The sequence below is a fragment of the Mediterraneibacter sp. genome, assembly GCF_030825015.1.
Lineage (GTDB): Bacteria > Bacillota > Clostridia > Lachnospirales > Lachnospiraceae > Mediterraneibacter.
In genome coordinates, this window is sequence record NZ_JAPJQP010000014.1 from 13,239 (window position 1) to 30,907 (window position 17,669).

Sequence of the window (17,669 nt, forward strand, 5' to 3'; positions counted from 1 at the left end):
TCTGCTGTTTTTATAGTATCACCTGTCATCTTATTTTAACAGCGCTGATTTCTTCTCTTTCAGCTAGATTTATTATTTATCTCTTCCATATAGAAATTGATTGCCAGATGCATAAATGTATGATATTCCCGCAAAGTAACTCCGGTGATTTCCTCAATCTTATTGATTCGATACAAGAAAGAATTCCGATGTAAATGAAGCTCTGCTGCGCTGTCCGATGTATTACACAGATTACGAATATATACTTTCAATGTATCAAGAAAATCTGTCGAATGCTTTTTATCATACTTCTGAAGCTGTGTAATTATCGGCGATATATAATTGTTCTGCGACATCTCATTTATTCGCGGCATCAGGATCGCCGAAAGATAATAATCCTTATAAAAATGAATCCTGCTGTGCCCGTCCAGCATTTTCCCGATCCGCATAGCATCGATAGCCTGCGTTTTATAATCACCTATATCCAGCAAATTGTCAAATGGATTACTGACACCGCAGTGGGCATTAAATTTGCACAGAAAAATATATAATTCATTTGAAGCGATCTGCGCCGTTTCCGGCAATAAACTATACTGTAAAATATATAATACGCCGTCTTGTATCAAAAGTAATTGATCTGAAAACAGCCTCTGAAAAGATTTACTAATGTAAGACAAGACATTTTTTTCAGAAGAGAAATTTGTATTTACAGTGATGATCCTGTACGGCGGTTTCGGAAAAAAACGGCTGTTCCTTTTCCAAAGATCCAGTTGTTTCTGCGACACGATCCGATTATGAAACAATTCATTGACAAATGTTTTCAGATAAACGGATTCCATACTGCTTTCTGACGATTTTCCCTTTAACAGAAGGCCGCATGCTTCTTGGATAATACGCATCGCCTGCATCCGATCCTCCGTGATCTCTCCTTTTTTGCACTGCATGACAACATAACCTTCCACGATATTATCAATTTTTATGACACCGAGAATTTTAGGAAATTCTTCAGTTGCAGCACCCCAGTTGACTACATAAGGAGCTTCTTTTTCATTGACAGACTGCATAATACCATCTGTATATAACTGCACTGTCATATCCATGTCATAAGTTTTATGCTCCACAAGATAATCCCAATAATAATCTCCTGTTTTTCTCTTCGAAACAACTCCTAAAAGATTATATCCGATATCAACCGCTAAGATTGGAACACCTGTGATCTCATATGACACGTTCATCAGTTCCTGCATATTTCCACACGAAAGAATCTGAAATAATCTTTGATACAATGTTAAAAAGTCAATCTTCTTTTCCATGATGTCTTTTACTCCTGTCCTAATATGATGTACATGATTGTTTTGAATTTCCCTTCAATTTTAACAACGTTATTATACAGCATAATCATGTGAAATGTGTGAGAAAAAATATATTTCTTTCTTGTTTATTGTGCATTTGCACTAAAAACCAGCGGCATTTTCATGCAAGGTCATGATGAAAAGATTGTTAAAAAATTATACAATCATATTATAAAAAGTCTTAAATAACGTATCGTCTAAAACGATGAAGGAGGATGAAAATGAAAAACTATTTTGATTTAACAGGACAAACAGCAGTTGTAACAGGCGCATCTACAGGATTAGGCGTTCAGATGGCAAAAGCATTTGCAAGTCAGGGTGCAAACCTTGTATTGATCGCAAGACGTCAGAATTTACTGGAAGAAAATGCCGCGGCAATCGAAGCAGAATTTGGCGTAAAAGTGCTTCCTTATCCGTGTGACATCACAGACACTGAAAAAGTAAAAGCCGCAGTTGCCGCTACTATGGAAAAATTCGGACGGGTAGATATCTTAGTCAATAACGCAGGAACCGGCGCAGTTGCTCCGGCAGTGGACATTACAGATGACCAATTCAATAACGAGTTGAAAATCGATCTCTTCGGCTCTTTCCTCTGCGCACGCGAGTACGCAAAAGAAATGATCAAAGCACACTATGGACGTATCATCAATATCGCTTCTATGTACGGTCTTGTCGGAAATATGGCTGCAACCTGCGCGCCTTATCACGCAGCAAAGGGCGGCGTTGTCAATATGACACGAGCGCTTGCAGCAGAATGGGGAAAAGAAGGCATCACTGTAAATTCAATCTGCCCAGGATATTTCATGACTCCGCTTACAAAGGAAACACTTGAATCCGACTGGTTTACAGCATACGCAAAAGGAGCAATCCCTGTCGGACGCTACGGAAATGAAGGAGAACTGGATACATGCGCTCTGTTTCTTGCCTCTGCCGCTTCTGCCTATGTAAACGGACAAAATATCGCTGTAGACGGCGGTTACACAGCAATCTAAACAAAGATCTGTTTTAATAATGATATTTTAAAATACAAGGAGAAATAACTATTATGGGATACGAAAGTTTATTCACACCTTTTAAAATCGGAAACATGGAAGTAAAAAACCGAATCGGTCTTTCTCCCATGGGAACAAACTCTGCATTTACGAACGGACGCAAAGATGCACAGGAAATTGATTATTTTATTGCAAGAGCCAAAGGCGGCGCCGGAATCCTTTATATGGGATGTCAGATGTTAAACGAACAGATCGCACAAGGCTCAATGGAAGGCTACCTTGATACATATACCGTTCTTCCGTCTCTGACATCCGTATGCGATGGATGTCACAGATACGGCGCTAAGATCGTGTGTCAAATCAGTCCGGGTACAGGACGAAACGCCTTTCCTGATACGTTTGGAAACCCGCCGATTTCCTCATCAGCGCTCCCTTCCGTATTCAATCCTGACGTAATCTGTCACGCATTGACAAAAGAAGAAATCGCTCAAATGATGGAAGGTTTCAAATTCTCAGCCGGAGTTGCACGAGACGCAGGTTTTGACGCTATCGAAATCCATGCACATGCAGGTTATCTGATCGATCAATTTATGTCTCCGGTATGGAATAAAAGAACAGATGAGTATGGCGGATCTCCTGAAAACTGTGCAAGATTCCCGAAAGAGATTGTTGAAGCGATCAAAAGTGTCGTCGGAGACAGTCTGCCGGTCATCTTCCGTATTTCCCTTGATCACAGATTTGAAGGCGGCCGAACATTAGAAGACAGCCTGAAACTACTGAAGGTACTGGAAGACGCAGGCGTAGATGCATTTGACATTGACGCCGGATGTTATGAAACTTTGGACTATATTTTCCCGCCATCTTATTTGGGCGAATCCTGCATGTCTTATGTTTGTGAAGCTGCAAGAAAAACAGTCAGCGTACCTCTCATCAACGCAGGTACACATAATCCGGATTCTGCTGTTGAATTGATCGAAAGCGGAAATGTAGACTTCGTAAACATGGGTCGTGCATTAATCGCAGATCCTGATCTTCCGAATAAATTAATGACCGGACATCCTGAAGATGTAAGACCTTGCCTTCGCTGTAATGAATACTGCATTGGACGCATTTGGAATAAACATACTAAACTGAGCTGCGCAATCAATCCTCAGGCAATGGAAGAAGTTCGGTTTGAAATCAAGAAAACAGATACTCCGAAAAATGTCGTTGTAATCGGCGGCGGTCCGGGAGGCATGGAAGCTGCAAGAGTTGCCGCAATGGAAGGACACAAAGTAACATTATTTGAAAAAAATGCAAAACTTGGCGGAGTTATGGGCGATATCTGCACTGCCAAATTTAAAAATAATATTAAAAAACTGACAAAATGGTATACGGTTCAATTAGAAAAACTGGGAGTTGAAGTTCATCTGAACACAGAAATAACAGGAGACGAACCTATCCTTGAATCCTGTGATAATATTATTATCGGATGTGGAGCTGTTCCGATTACACCTTCTATCCCTGGTATTGACGGAAATAATGTCATTTCCATCTTAGATGCCCACAGAAATCCATCTTTGATCAAAGGAGAGAAAATCGTAGTCTGCGGCGGAGGCGCTTCCGGTTTGGATGGGGCTTTAGAGATTGCTTCTGAAATGGGCAAAAAAGTCACTGTTGTAGAAATGCTTCCTGAATGCGGTAAAGACGTATTCTTTATCAACAAAATTACATTATTTACTAAACTTGCCGAAAACGGCGTTGAACTTATGACAAATGCCAAAGTCGTTTCCATTGATGAAAACGGACTGACTGTTGAAAAATCCGATGGAACAACAGATACGATCCTCGCTGATACTGTAATTTCCGCATTCGGAATGAAACCTGTACTCACAACCGTAGATGCAGTTAAAGCAAAATATCACCTTAAAACACGTGTTGTCGGAGACAGCAATCAATTAGGCAAAATAGGTGAAGCTGTACGAGACGGTTTCTATGCTGCAACCAGCTTATAATTTTTAAAAAATAATCATTCTTAATACTATGAGGGCGTCACAAAATCATCAAAACAGATGATTACGGCGCCCTCATAATATCCCCTGCAAATACTTTCAGCTCATCCAAATCAATCCAGCCTTCGCTGTATATTCCGCTTCCTACAGTTTCCTTCAGCTTCATCAAAACTTTGTTGCACATCAACAGTGATACACTAAGTATACTTTTCAATCTATTTTAAATTTACAAGTGGAAGTTTTCCTCTCGATGTTCTATAATAAACTTAAAATCACTGGAAGTGCCAAAAGGCACATTCCGGGATTGTAAGCGGTTGCCAATTTCTCGGGCAAGCCCGGACTTTAGCTCGTCGCCATTACAAATAAAAGCCCTCTTTAAATCCTGAGGGCAACCGTCATATGTACGCGATAATATGTGGTGTTTTTCGGAACAGGTCTCAAATCATGTACTGATTATTAGTTACCGAAGCGTCATTTGACGGCTGCTCTCAAGACTTAAAAAGGGCTACTTTATTATATGCACCTTATGGTATTAATATTCCATCTGTGTATGAAAAATCTTCTTCATATGGATATTCATTTCCTGCGATATGATCACAGTGAACTCTGTAATAATATCCTCTATCTACTTTCAATGACTTTGCTGTGGACATATAATATGTATTCTCTTCTTCTGCTACCCAAGCATCAATTCTTCCCCACTCATCATTTTTTTCATCATATTGATCTACATACACGATTGTTGCCATATATTTAACTTCATGATTTGCTGTTGTTGACCCATATGCATAAATCCGAGAAACTCCAGCTTTGGAAATTGTAGACTCCCCATCCATCAGATGTACACCTCTCAGATCAGGCGAGGAAGTATATCCCGTTGATCTTTCTTCTGTCGTAAGATAAGAACCATCCACTTTTTTCAAATCCATATCCGACGCATTAACATTCATTGCCGATACGGAAATTACACCACTTAATAAAACAGCGCTTCCTAATATTGATAATATTCGTCTCTTCATAGTCTTCTCATCCCTTTTCACTGTTGTTTTTTAACTCTCTATTAAGTAAACAACTAAACTAGAAAAAACTTACGCGTTTTACTTAGAAAAATATAAATTTTTTAAAATTTTTTCAAATTCCTCTTTTCCTATATCTCCTTTTATCTCATATTGAGCCCCGCCATATTCGAATTCCGCTTCATATCTTTTTGCTACTCCATTTTGTATTTCATACTCCTTGACTTTGATTTCTATATTGCTATTATCTAAATATAAAAAATACTCGTCTATTAAATTATCGGGTTCTTTTTGTCCAAAGGATGAATCTGCGTCATTCATATACATTGTATACTTAATTATTTCATTATCATGTCCATATAATAAGGTTGCTTTCTTTAAATCATGATTAATTTTGTAACTTTTTAATACCATTCTTTCAGGAGTATATATTAACCTTACAGGTAGTATCCCAATTTCTTTGTTTATTTCTTTGTATACTTGCACTTCATCTATATTATGTATTGGTTTGGTTTCCATATCTTCCACATTTACAATGGATGATTTTTCTCCATCTTCATCTCTATTTCCTACATCTTTCCAATATGATTTACTTCCTACTCCTGTCATCACACTTCCAAATACAATAATAAAAATAGCCGCAAGAACAAATACTGCATACCGTTTTTTCTTCTTACGATATACAACTTTCGTCCGTTTTTCATATTCATAATCTTGTATTTTTTGAAATAATTCTTCTTCCATATCTTCAGATACAGTCATTTGTTCAAGATCTTTTCGTCCCAAAACTTCTTTTTCAAGTTCTTCTGCTTCTCTGTCTACTTCTTTTTTCAGTGATAATTTTTTCAGTTTTTTCATTCCTTACCCCTTTTTCTGTCCTATATTTTTCCTTGACATTTCACCAAATAAGGTTAAGATGAAATTAGCTTTAGCCGTGTGCTATTATTACCGGAGGTTAATTATATGAAACGAATCATTTTAACCGGCGGCGGAACTGCCGGACATGTCACTCCTAATATTGCCCTGATTCCCAAACTTCGGGAACTTGGTTTTGATATCCACTATATCGGCTCTTATAACGGCATTGAAAAGGATTTAATTGAGCCGTTTAATATTCCTTATCATGGAATTTCTTCTGGAAAACTTCGCCGTTATTTCAGTTTGCAGAACTTTACAGATCCATTCCGCGTAATCAAAGGTTTTGGAGAAGCCCGCAAATTAATCAAAGATTTAAAACCTGATGTAATTTTTTCAAAAGGCGGGTTTGTCTCTGTTCCTGTTGTCCTTGCCGGAAAAAAATGTAAAGTCCCGGTAATCATTCATGAATCAGATATGACTCCCGGTCTTGCTAATAAAATTGCAATTCCATCTGCAACTAAAGTGTGCTGTAATTTTCCTGAAACATTAGACTGTCTTCCGAAAGGGAAAGCAGTTCTTACAGGATCCCCGATTCGACAAGAACTTCTCTCCGGAAACAAAATTGCAGCGATGGATCTGTGCAGATTCACTGCAGATAAACCTGTCATTCTTGTGATCGGTGGAAGTCTTGGTTCAGTTGTAGTAAACAATGCGGTCAGAGAAAGTCTTCCTTGTCTGCTTAAAGATTTCCAAATCATCCATTTATGCGGAAAAGGAAAAACCGATGAATCCTTAAAAAATACAGAAGGATACTGTCAATTTGAATATATAAAAGATGAACTTCGAGACATCTTTGCTTTATCAGAAATTGTCATATCCCGAGCCGGAGCAAATGCAATCTGCGAACTTCTTGCTCTCCGAAAACCGAATCTCCTGATTCCACTCTCTGCAAAAGCAAGTCGCGGAGATCAGATCTTAAATGCCAAGTCATTTGAACGACAAGGATTCAGCATGGTTTTAGAGGAAGAAGAACTTACAAAAGACACTCTTACTTCTGCTGTATACAAACTATTTGAAAATCGAGGTTCTTTCGTTGATGCAATGCGTAACTCTAATCAGCAAGATTCGATTGACACGATTATTTCTTTAATTACACAGGCATCAAAATAACTCTTTTTCAGTAAATTTTATAACAACAAAAAGAGAAATACTTTTAATTTAAGCAGCAGATGCCAATACGACATCTGTTGCTTATTCTTTAAACATATTACCCTGTTTTTTTAACAACCACATCTTATTCCTCTACTGCATCTCTTCATATTCTGCACCAAACTTTTTTCTAATCCATTTCTTTGCTCTGTGCAGTAAAGCATGCAGGACTTCTTTGCGGACGCCCATCATCTCGGCTGCCTTTACCTGAGGCACTTCCATATAATAAACAAGCATAACCGCTTCGTACCACCTCGGATTTTTCTGCGACAATGCTGACATGATTTTATTGTGAAACTCTTTTTTGTATAAATTTATCTCGTTCTTTAAATATTCTGTCTCTAAACTATCTCCGAACTGATCATTATTTTTATACAGTTCATCGTCTTCCGACAGCATTTCTCTTTTGTACTTTTTTCTGTAATTCAGCGCAGAATTTTTTGCTGTTGTATATAACCATGCCGAAACATTTCCATCTTTCAGCTTTTCAAATCCTATGTATAATTTAAGAAATGTATCCTGAGTTATGTCTTCTGCCGCATCGTAATTATCACCTGAATAAATATAAGCAACTTTCAGGACGAGATTTTTATACTTTTTATAAATCTCGTTATATTCACGATTACCTGTTAACATAATTTCTCCGGTTTACTTCATTTTTTCTAAAATCTCTTGTTTATCTTCTTCAGATAACTCTCCCATGTGCCATCCTAATCCGACTTGATCTCCCACATAACGCGGTATCAAATGCATATGAAAGTGAAATACGCTCTGTCCTGCACACTCTTCATTATTCTGAACAATATTATATCCGTCACAGCCAAGAACTTCTTTCAGCTTCGTTACCATCTTTTTAGCCAACACCATCGCCTTCGCAGCTATATCCTCATCAATATCATACAAATTCCGATAATGCTCTTTCGGAATAATCAACGCATGTCCCTTTGATGCCGGGCCAAGATCCAGTATTACCCGAAAATCGTCATCTTCATAAAGCGTTGCAGACGGAATTTCTCCTGCTGCAATCTTACAAAAAATACAATCTTTTTCTTTCATAAAATAACGCCTCTTTTCCTTTATTTATTATGATTACATCATAAATCATTTTACCACAAAAAGATTATTTTATCAAAATTCACACTTACACTTTCCATTGTATTTTATGTCGAATTTCGTCGTATGAATTATATTGAACACACATTTTTCTCATGCTAGACTTACTTTATACAGACATTTACTCATATATTTATTTCAATAAGAAAGAGAGAACACTTATGCTTAGTAATATCGATTTAAATAAAATGAATCAATTAACAACCGAAAATGAAACTGCAGGACAGATCATCTCACAGCTTTTGGAAAACCACCAAACGATTGTTTCTATGATTTCTCATGAAATCAGAAATCCACTGACACTTGTTTCTTCCGCTCTTCAAATTATCGAAATACAGCATCCTGAAGTAATTGATTTTCACGGATGGTCACAAGCAGTAGAAGACATTGAATTCATGTGTACCCTTCTCAATGAACTTTCAGACTTTAACAACGGAAACACTCTTCATCACTCCGTTTTTTCGATTGAAAAACTGCTTAAAAATATTGCTGTTTCATTCGCAATGTCTCTTGACGCAATCGATTCTAATATCGAATTTACATCAAAAATATCCGTTGGACCGGACAATTATACAGGCGATAAAATAAAACTGGAAGAAGTTATATTAAATCTTCTTCAAAATGCAAAAGACGCAGTCTCTGAAACGGAGAATCTTAACGAAAGAGGCCGTATCTCTCTTTGTGCTCAAAGAATATCTGACTCTGTTGTAATTACTTGCACAGACAACGGTTGTGGAATCCCTGATGATATTATCGACACAATCTTCGACCCATTTGTTACACATAAGGTAAACGGCACCGGACTTGGCCTCTCCCTTTCAAAAAAGATTACGGAAGCACATGGAGGCGCTTTAAATGTAACTTCTTCTGACGAGACTGGTACTGTATTCACTATGACTTTACCAATCTGACCTATCGTATTCGTTATAATACACTTTTTTCGGTCTGTATAAAATAACCGCCAGGAAAAATCCGCATATCAAACCACCGATATGAGCCATATTATCAACTCCGCTGCTTGTTAATCCAAAATAGAGACTCAGAATGACCATAAAAATCATTCCTCTGCCCGAAAGCCTTCCTAATCTTCCTCTGTTTGCAATTACTACATAAAGAAGCGCTCCCATTAAACCAAAAACAGCCCCTGATGCTCCGGCAGAAACTACAGCTTCTCCGGCGGAGATTCCTGCGATTAAAGAAAGAATATTTCCGCCGAGTCCGCTGATAAAATAAATGATAATAAACCGGATCTTTCCAATCTCAACTTCAAGATTCCAGCCAAGCGCACCAAGCATTACCATATTATTCATCAAATGTGTAATTCCAAAATGCAGAAACATACATGTAAAAAGCCGGTAATATTCCTGTCCTTCTGTAACTAACGGTTCATACATCGCTCCATGGTGCAGCATAAATACCGCATCTTCCGTATTCCCCAGCATCGATAATATTAAAAATACCGCAACATTAATAACAATCAACACTGTTGTACATAAAGCTTCTGATCTTCTTCTCACATCAAGTCCTCTTTTCTATGATTTCCTTCAATTTATTTTTAATTATAGAATACCCGATGTGCTCTGTCCATCTATTTCGGTAATCAGATCATCCCAACTTCCCCATCTGTCACCTTTTATTTTTTCTACTATTCTTTTTACTGATTTTCCTTTCATATAACTTTGTTCTTCATGGCATATTTCTGTTTCTTTTCTCCCGCTTCTTTGCTCTTCTCCCGTAGAAAAAATCAATTTTTCTGAAATAGATTCCTCCGTATCTTCGATTTTCGTTCTTTTGCGTTTCATCTCCTCTGCCTGTGTCATTCGATCCTTCTTACATTCCTCTGTCAACTTCTTGAGATCACAATGTTCTTTTAATGTTTCCCGATGCATTTTTAAAACAAAAGCCACCCCTTGTGTGTCTTTGTAATCAAGACGTTTCACAAAATATTCCGTCAGCTCATGAAAAGATCTGCATATCGTTTTTTCGTTATCTTGTCTTATAATCGGAAGATAGCAGAAATAATACTTATTTTCCTTTTTAAATATTAGTTTCGGATCAAGAATAATATGATTTGGATTCAGAAAAAGCGCTTTTATCCGTTCTTCAATATCAAAAAGCTGATCTATAAACTCTTCTATTTCTTCGCCCCTCATTTCTTCTTCCTCATAAATCTTATCCATACTCATCCCATTTTCCAGCCGAAATGTATATCTGCTCTGACCGTTTTTTCCAATACCATGTACAGGCAACAGTCCACTGATCTCATTATAATTAATCATCTTGACCTGATAATCTTCCTCATACGGTATCGGAAGATCAACATGGATATTTGTATAATCCCACTCGTTTTGATAGATTATCTTCATTTTTCTTTTACTCCGCTTTATTTTTCAACATGAATACATTACTTCAACAATCTTATTTTTTTCTCTGGGATAACAATGTTAGCCTTTCGTCTCACTTTTATTTTCATAAACCCTCTTTCAGCTTCTGCTGATACTTGCACTTCATTCTTTATCACTTCTATTTTCACATTAACATCTGTCATATATATTAATTTTCCATAGATCCGCTGCTGAAAAAGCGTTTCCATATCACAATTTTTCTCAGACCTTCTTGCCAACTGCGCTCCTGCCGCCGCTGTTTCGATTGCTGCTCCTCCTATGATTGCCTTATCATGATAATAGAACGATGTATTTATAATAATTACGAAAAGACTGAATAACAGCGGCATGATATACGACATCTCAATGACAGAACTTCCTTTTACCCATTTTTCTTTTTTAATATCCACTGAAAATCATTCCTCCCGCATACGCTGCCATGATAAATGGGATAAACGGAAATTTTGATTTTCTGTGAAATTTCATTTTCAGAAGCATAAAAATCGAAAATCCCCCTGCTAAAAAGAACGCGATAAAAAGAACAGTTATAAGATTCCAAAAGCCAATAAAAATACCTGTGATAAAAATCAGGATACTGTCCCCATAACCAAAAGCTTCCTCCGTCAACTTGCTTAATAAAAGAAACAAAACACCTGTCACTGCGCCTAAAATAATTTCAACTATAGTTACACTTCTTTCACACATACCACCTAAAATCGCCAATAAAATTCCTGATAATAAAAATCCTAAATGCACCTGAGTCTTTTTCATATCCATACAGCTAAGTACGAGCAAATAGAGGGAAAATGCAATCTGACACAAGTTCCATCCATTCTCCAATATGAAATCCACTATATTTATCTTCCCGAACATCTGGAACACCCTCCTAATCCTTCTACTTCTGATTTTTTCACAGCTTTAATCGTTCTTTTTAATCCACCGCATCCTAAGGAATTATGATATTTACTTCCATTTTCAGTAATGTATACCCCTGCCGATGCACTGCCATATACACATTTTTCACATGCGCGATACATTCCTCCGTCTTCGTTACGGATTTTATCCAGTTGATCATACGGTACAAATCGAATAGATAACTGTAAATAAGAACAGTGGTAATCTTCATGATAAACAGATTGTTTCTCTGTTATATAAACAACTTCAGAATTTTGGGTTCCTTCTCTATTCCCATACCCCGTCCATCCATGAATACGGAATTCTGTCTCCATTTTTGCTGACGGATTTCCGAATAAGGGAATCGGTATTTTTACCGCATATCGAACATGGATATTCATTTCTCCTGTTGCAGGAGACAAATACGAACTCCAACAGGAAATTCCATCACTTCCGTCTGCAAGAATGCTTTGATCTATTTTTTCTTTTCCAAGCGACCGAATCATATCTGACTTTAACTTCACTGTATTTAATACCGGGATGACTGCCGTATCTTCTGCCGCACTTTTAGCGGCGCTGTAAGCGGCGTTTTTTATTCCGATTTTAATACTTTGTATCTCTATTATCCAAATCAGACAAAGTACTGCAAAGAGAAACAGTGGAACGGCAAAAGCTGCTTCAATCGTAATACTTCCTTCTTGTTTTCCTGTTATCTTCGGTGCAGATGCCCTTTCAGATCGTACCAAGATTTTATTTTTATTCGTATTGTATTTACTCATCGCAACCGACTTTTTCCTTTCATTTTTTTCGTTTTTTATAAGATATTTTCCGCACGAGGGAATGCGGGAGAGAGAAAGGGCATCTGCACCGAAGATAACCTATTCATATCCATAATAAGATGGGAACGTATAGGTAAGGTTTCCAAATATTTCTACGCTGTTTTTGATTCCACATTTCGTCACACATTGATCTGCTTTAAACTTTTCAACTTGGAATTCCGACCGCATATTCTCTTCTATCCGATCAATCGTCCGCATCGTAATCTCATCTTCAGACTGTAAAAACAAAAATGCTCTCAGATAATCTTTATATGTAATTCCATTTTCTGTATCTTCTCCCGATATACTGTCTTCATTTGTTCCTAATATAAACAAAGATGTAAGAGTAAGCTGCCATGTATCTTCTGTTTTAATAAGAGGTACTCGGCATCCTGAAAGAAGTGTCCTTATATCTATTACGCTTTCCCCTGCCGCCCATGCCAGCAATATTAACTGTTTCACAACATCTGCAGCTTCAGGGATTAACAACAATGTCGTAATTGTTACTGCCATTGCCATAGCCTCAGACTGTTTTACAGAATCTCCCATAAGATAAACATAATCTGCAGCCATTCTGATAAAAAATATTTTCGTTACAACATTTTCCAGATTTTCTTTATCAGATGCTTTCCCTGAAAGAATATATTCGATTTCATAATCTAAAGATCTTGCATATTCTTCATCTCTGTTATTTTCACGATCCTCTTGTTCTTCAGTGGAAGCCTGAGAAAAATTTTTCATAATATATTCATTGAACAGCAATCTTTCTTCTATCCCATCTGTATTCTGCCGTGCCGGAAATTCCCCTCTTCCTTTCTGCAGGCTTCGTTTAGAAGCCTGCAAATCAAGATTAATCTGACGTCCCGAAAGCGTCATATTCCGCGGCATGGCAACGGATAAAATTCCCGTTTGTTCAATCTGTTCCAGACATTGAAAAGGATTGTCTTCTAACACCTCTTGTTCCATATCTCCTTGTTCTGATTCCTCTTGTCCTTCTTCACTACTTTCTGGCTGTGCTGATTCTTTTATTTCTTCAAAATCATCCAGTATTGATTCTTCCGTCTGTTTAATTTCCTCTCCTTGTATCTGTTCTTCTTCCCATCTTGCTGTTAACCCTGTCAGATTTTCAATAAGTTCTATTCCATATTTTTGCTCCATATATGCAAGAACCTGTTCTCTGAATGACTGTCCTTTGTTATCTGTAAGATATTGAATACGATCTATTTCGTAATCTATATTTCTATCACTGTAATAATGCATTCTTCCAATCAGATGATCTTCACTGAAATTTCCTGTTCCATAGCTTCCGTCAATCCCGAATATGTGATACTTTTCAAGCATTGTCCTCTCATATTCTCCAAATATAGAAAATACAGCTCCATCCGCACAGACACGACTCAAATTCTTTTCAGTCTGTATTACAGTGATTTCAACAATCCCGAATAAAAAAGAAACTAAAAGGATAAACGTAAGACTTAAATACGCCGTGATTTCCGCTTTCTTTCTTTTCATATTTTCTCTTTCCGATCAGATGCCCGAACTTTCAGATGTGATCTTGTCAAAAATCGAATGGATCAGATTGATCAGCTCTGTTTTAAATATCAGCAGCAAAGCAATTACAATTACTAAAATCAGGACAAGTTCTATAACTGTCACGCCCGAAACATATTTCTTATTTCTGAAAAATCTTCGGATTTTTTCTCCTGATCTTCTTTTGTATGAAACAAAATAACTCGTCATTTTCATCATCGTCTTTTCCATAATTTTCTCCCTTCTATCAATCTCATCTGCTCTGTCATTCTTTTTCTTAGATTTGTATACGCTTGGATCTCACCGGAACACTTTGAGTTATATTTGAATTGAAAAAAATGCAGGAACGATCACAATCGCAAACACAATAATCAACATAATAAACAATGGAATCATCAACTTTGTTCCCGCTTCTTCTCCTGTTTTTTTCGCTGTATTTTTTCGTTGTTCAAATGCGTCCGCTCCTTCTCTTGCAAGCAGTTCTGTAAGACCTTTTGTTCCTTTTCTTAGATTCTGTGATAACATCATTCCGAATTTTCGATATTCTGACAAATCACATCTTGTCCCATACTCCTCATAGCATTCTCCTTCTGAAGCGCCTCCTCTGATCTGGTACATTGTAATAATCATTTCCTCATAGGCTTTCTTTCTTCCGCATATCTTACCGGATACTTGCTCTTTCTCCCTTTGCTTTTTCTCATATTCTTCAGCAATTTGAAACCATGCTCTTCTGATTGTCATTCCTGATCTGATATACAGATTAAATTTATTAATAATGTGAGGGTAGTCCATCTTCATCTGCTTGATTGCTTTCTTCTTTTCTTCTTTCATTTTTTGCTCTGAGGATACGACAAGAAAAGCAGCAAAACCAATCCCCATAACAAGAATTCCATACGCCCTCTTTTGAACGCCGTATTCCCACAAAACTTTTTTCCCGTTTACTTTATCCGGCAAAATCAGATAATCTTCCGTTTTCGTCTGTTCATCCGCTTTTTTGATTTCTTCCTTAAGCTGCCTTAATTCCTCTTCTGTACGATCTGATTTCGGCGGAAATACTTTCGCATAAAACTCATGTATTTCTTTTTGATCTTCATAAGTTAAAATAGCCGTAAGCTTTACCAGTGTTCCTTCTTCTTCCAGTTTATCCTGACGTATATGACCTTGGACGTCTATGACGTCATAATGATCAAGTTCCCACGAAACCGTCATCTTTTTTTCAGGAAGAGAAGTAATTAAATTCAAATCTTTTCTTACTTCATCGAATGTTTTATTATCGCCAAGCGCAGCTTTTTCCACTTCTTCTTTTGCCATTGAAAATGCCTGTTTCAACTCTTCTTCATCATATTTTTCTCCTGAAACTGAAAGATTAATTTCTTCTTTCCTGTCATCAATCTTTACCTGAATCCTTCTCGATTCTTCATTGCCGTCCTTACTTCGCCTTAATATTTCCCGCCCTTCCGCATCTTTTTCTATCTTCTTTCCATTATCATAAATATAGACACATGAAAATATAAAAACTGCGGCTGCTGCAAGAAGTCCTGCTTTAACGTAAACCGGATTCTCACGGAAAAAGTATTTTATTTTTCTTCCTTTCATTTTTTCCTTTCCAACCTTACACCTCAATACGGATGATTTTTTTTCCAAAGCGATATGCCCCCATATAGACGATCAGACATATTGTCATAAAACTTATCCCAAAAATATTTCCATATAAAACGTTTAAAAATTCTCCAAATGTCACCTTCATATACAAGATAATAAAGAACGGTACAGAACACATAATTTCAAATTCTAATTTCTTTGAAGCAATCATTGTCTGTATTTCCTGTTCTGTCTCGATTTTTTCACTAATCATCTTCACTGCATTTCTTATAATTGCAATGCTGTCCCCTCCGCTTGCTTTTGCAGATGAAAACACGGTTACAAAATCCGAAGTATCTTCCTGCTTCATCCGCTCGGAAAATTGTTCCATTACATTGACGGCTGCCATTTTCATGTCAAGCTGATGTACCATTTTTCTGTACTCTTTTCTGATCCGTACATCTTCTTCATACATCGAAGCCAGATCTTTTTCTGCTTCTCTTATTGCATTTTCTACCGAATATCCGACTTTTAAAGCTGCTCCCATCGCCTGAATCGCATTTCTGAATTGAATTCTGAATTCTTGTTTCTTCTTACGACACAGATCATAAAGTCCGTCTCTTGTATATAAAATCCATACCGGAAGCAAAAACAGCGCCGATAAGATCGATCCGTAAAATATATATGCGATCAAAATACAAACAGCGGTAGATTTCACAATTAAAAAAAGAAAGTCCGTTTTTTTAATATCCTGCAGCCATAAGTTTTCCTCTGTTTTCAAGATCACCGACCTTCATAAGGCTTCCTTTAATTTTTTCATCTTCCATTCCCATCTCCTTAAATTCATATAATGTTTTTGTCCTTATTTTCCCGTCTTCATATCCCAGTATTTCTTCGATCATAAGGACCTTCCTTGTCTTGTCCCTCAATCGTCCGAGATGAATAATTAAATCAAGCGCTGATGCAACCTGTCTTTGGATTGCATGAAGAGGAAGATCGATTCCCATCATCATCATTGTTTCAATTCTGTGAAGCATATCAGACGGATTATTGGCATGTCCTGTTGACATAGAACCGCTGTGTCCGTTCAACATTGCAGACGAGATCATATCAACCGTTTCATCTCCTCTTACTTCACCGACTATAATCCTGTCAGGACGCATCCTTAGCGCTGATTTAATCAGATCTCTGATAGTAACCGCACCTTCTCCTTCAAGATTAGCTTCTCTGGCTTCCAGCCTGACAAGATTCTCTACTCCTTGAATCTGGAGTTCCGCATTATCTTCTATCGTAATAATCCTCTCTTCTTTCGGAATAAAATCTGACATTGCATTCAGAAAAGTAGTTTTCCCTGCTCCTGTTCCTCCGCTCACAAAAATGTTATATTTTGAACAAACAGCTTTTCTTATAAATTCTGCTGCCTCCTCAGTCAAACTTCCCATTTTGATCAAATCTTTCATCCTGATCGCTTCTGACGGAAATTTTCTGATCGTCATAATCGGACCATTGACGGCTACCGGTTTTAGAACAACATTGACGCGGGACCCATCTGCCAGCCTTGCATCAACTATAGGGGAGGTTTCATTTACATATCGATTTGCCTCTCCTACGATCTGCTGTATCACATCACATAATCTTGCCTCAGAAAAGAAATGCCTGTTTGTCCGGTATAATTTTCCCTCCCTTTCGCAAAATATATTTTCTGTCCCATTCACCATAATTTCTGTAACACTGTCATCTTCAATTAAATCCTGCAATATATCCAGTCTCCGAAAAGCATTAAACAATTCCCTGCTCAGCCTGATCTTTTCGTTCAAGGAAATAAATTCCTTTTTCGCCTCTTCTTCCAATACCACTCTGATTATTTCCTGGAGTTCCTCTTCATTTGTTTCCTTCGTCATATCCATTCGACACATAACCTGCTCATACAATATTTCTGTCGATATCATCTT

General features: G+C 37.3%; 19 protein-coding genes. 4 read left to right on the top strand and 15 right to left on the bottom strand.

The genetic code is table 11. From position 1 onward, the window contains the following. Positions 1-59 precede the first annotated feature (59 nt). The gene (locus tag RCH61_RS07085) at positions 60-1,292 is read right to left on the bottom strand and encodes a PucR family transcriptional regulator (RefSeq protein WP_306480285.1); all 1,233 of its coding nucleotides are present in this window, start codon (positions 1,290-1,292) and stop codon (positions 60-62) included. Positions 1,293-1,552: 260 nt separating this feature from the next. On the opposite strand from RCH61_RS07085, the gene RCH61_RS07090 reads away from it, so the two are divergent. Next, positions 1,553-2,323: an SDR family oxidoreductase gene (locus RCH61_RS07090; protein WP_330692941.1), complete on the top strand. Its 771-nt coding sequence runs from the start codon at positions 1,553-1,555 to the stop codon at positions 2,321-2,323. A gap of 53 nt (positions 2,324-2,376) precedes the next feature. Further along, positions 2,377-4,317 carry an oxidoreductase gene (locus RCH61_RS07095; protein ID WP_306480287.1) on the top strand — a complete coding sequence of 647 codons (1,941 nt, stop codon included), beginning with the start codon at positions 2,377-2,379 and terminating at the stop codon, positions 4,315-4,317. A gap of 521 nt (positions 4,318-4,838) precedes the next feature. Here the strand turns inward: RCH61_RS07095 and RCH61_RS07100 are convergent. Next, positions 4,839-5,333, bottom strand: a complete 495-nt coding sequence (locus RCH61_RS07100; RefSeq protein WP_306480288.1) for a DUF6147 family protein — start codon at positions 5,331-5,333, stop codon at positions 4,839-4,841. 78 nt (positions 5,334-5,411) lie between these two features. Next, on the bottom strand, positions 5,412-6,188 hold the full coding sequence (locus RCH61_RS07105; RefSeq protein ID WP_306480289.1) for a DUF4367 domain-containing protein: 777 nt from the start codon (positions 6,186-6,188) through the stop codon (positions 5,412-5,414). 105 nt (positions 6,189-6,293) lie between these two features. Here RCH61_RS07105 and RCH61_RS07110 point away from each other — a divergent pair, with 105 nt between their 5' ends. Next, positions 6,294-7,358: an undecaprenyldiphospho-muramoylpentapeptide beta-N-acetylglucosaminyltransferase gene (locus RCH61_RS07110; protein ID WP_306480290.1), complete on the top strand. Its 1,065-nt coding sequence runs from the start codon at positions 6,294-6,296 to the stop codon at positions 7,356-7,358. 132 nt (positions 7,359-7,490) lie between these two features. Here the strand turns inward: RCH61_RS07110 and RCH61_RS07115 are convergent, their stop codons facing one another. Next, a complete protein-coding gene (locus tag RCH61_RS07115) occupies positions 7,491-8,033 on the bottom strand; it encodes an RNA polymerase sigma factor (RefSeq protein ID WP_306480291.1) in 543 nt (180 codons plus the stop codon). Between the two features lie 12 nt (positions 8,034-8,045). Further along, entirely contained in the window at positions 8,046-8,453 is a 408-nt protein-coding gene (locus RCH61_RS07120; RefSeq protein WP_306480292.1) for an HIT family protein, read from the bottom strand. A gap of 218 nt (positions 8,454-8,671) precedes the next feature. Here RCH61_RS07120 and RCH61_RS07125 point away from each other — a divergent pair, with 218 nt between their 5' ends. Beyond that, positions 8,672-9,421, top strand: coding sequence for a sensor histidine kinase (locus RCH61_RS07125; RefSeq protein ID WP_306480293.1), 750 nt, complete (start codon positions 8,672-8,674; stop codon positions 9,419-9,421). Here RCH61_RS07125 and RCH61_RS07130 read toward each other — a convergent pair. The 10 genes from RCH61_RS07130 to RCH61_RS07175 form a co-directional block, all read right to left on the bottom strand. Beyond that, complete coding sequence (locus RCH61_RS07130) at positions 9,410-10,027, bottom strand: rhomboid family intramembrane serine protease (protein WP_306480294.1); 618 nt, start codon at positions 10,025-10,027, stop codon at positions 9,410-9,412. The two genes, RCH61_RS07125 and RCH61_RS07130, sit on opposite strands and share 12 nt — an antisense overlap. 42 nt (positions 10,028-10,069) lie before the next feature. Then, positions 10,070-10,876 (bottom strand): DUF6382 domain-containing protein, encoded by an 807-nt coding sequence (locus tag RCH61_RS07135; RefSeq protein WP_306480295.1) that lies wholly within the window; start codon positions 10,874-10,876, stop codon positions 10,070-10,072. A gap of 38 nt (positions 10,877-10,914) precedes the next feature. Further along, entirely contained in the window at positions 10,915-11,304 is a 390-nt protein-coding gene (locus RCH61_RS07140; protein ID WP_306480296.1) for a TadE family protein, read from the bottom strand. Further along, positions 11,294-11,767 (bottom strand): prepilin peptidase, encoded by a 474-nt coding sequence (locus tag RCH61_RS07145; RefSeq protein WP_306480297.1) that lies wholly within the window; start codon positions 11,765-11,767, stop codon positions 11,294-11,296. Before RCH61_RS07145 ends, RCH61_RS07140 begins: the two co-directional genes overlap by 11 nt. Continuing rightward, positions 11,752-12,567: a pilus assembly protein gene (locus RCH61_RS07150; RefSeq protein ID WP_306480298.1), complete on the bottom strand. Its 816-nt coding sequence runs from the start codon at positions 12,565-12,567 to the stop codon at positions 11,752-11,754. Before RCH61_RS07150 ends, RCH61_RS07145 begins: the two co-directional genes overlap by 16 nt. Positions 12,568-12,666: 99 nt before the next feature. Beyond that, complete coding sequence (locus tag RCH61_RS07155) at positions 12,667-14,118, bottom strand: DUF5702 domain-containing protein (protein ID WP_306480299.1); 1,452 nt, start codon at positions 14,116-14,118, stop codon at positions 12,667-12,669. A gap of 15 nt (positions 14,119-14,133) precedes the next feature. Continuing rightward, positions 14,134-14,367, bottom strand: coding sequence for a Flp1 family type IVb pilin (locus RCH61_RS07160; RefSeq protein WP_306480300.1), 234 nt, complete (start codon positions 14,365-14,367; stop codon positions 14,134-14,136). 87 nt (positions 14,368-14,454) lie between these two features. Further along, positions 14,455-15,732, bottom strand: a complete 1,278-nt coding sequence (locus tag RCH61_RS07165; RefSeq protein ID WP_306480301.1) for an immunoglobulin-like domain-containing protein — start codon at positions 15,730-15,732, stop codon at positions 14,455-14,457. 16 nt (positions 15,733-15,748) lie between these two features. Further along, the gene (locus tag RCH61_RS07170; RefSeq protein WP_306480315.1) at positions 15,749-16,498 is read right to left on the bottom strand and encodes a type II secretion system F family protein; all 750 of its coding nucleotides are present in this window, start codon (positions 16,496-16,498) and stop codon (positions 15,749-15,751) included. Further along, positions 16,461-17,666: a CpaF family protein gene (locus RCH61_RS07175; protein ID WP_306480316.1), complete on the bottom strand. Its 1,206-nt coding sequence runs from the start codon at positions 17,664-17,666 to the stop codon at positions 16,461-16,463. Before RCH61_RS07175 ends, RCH61_RS07170 begins: the two co-directional genes overlap by 38 nt. Positions 17,667-17,669 lie beyond the last annotated feature (3 nt).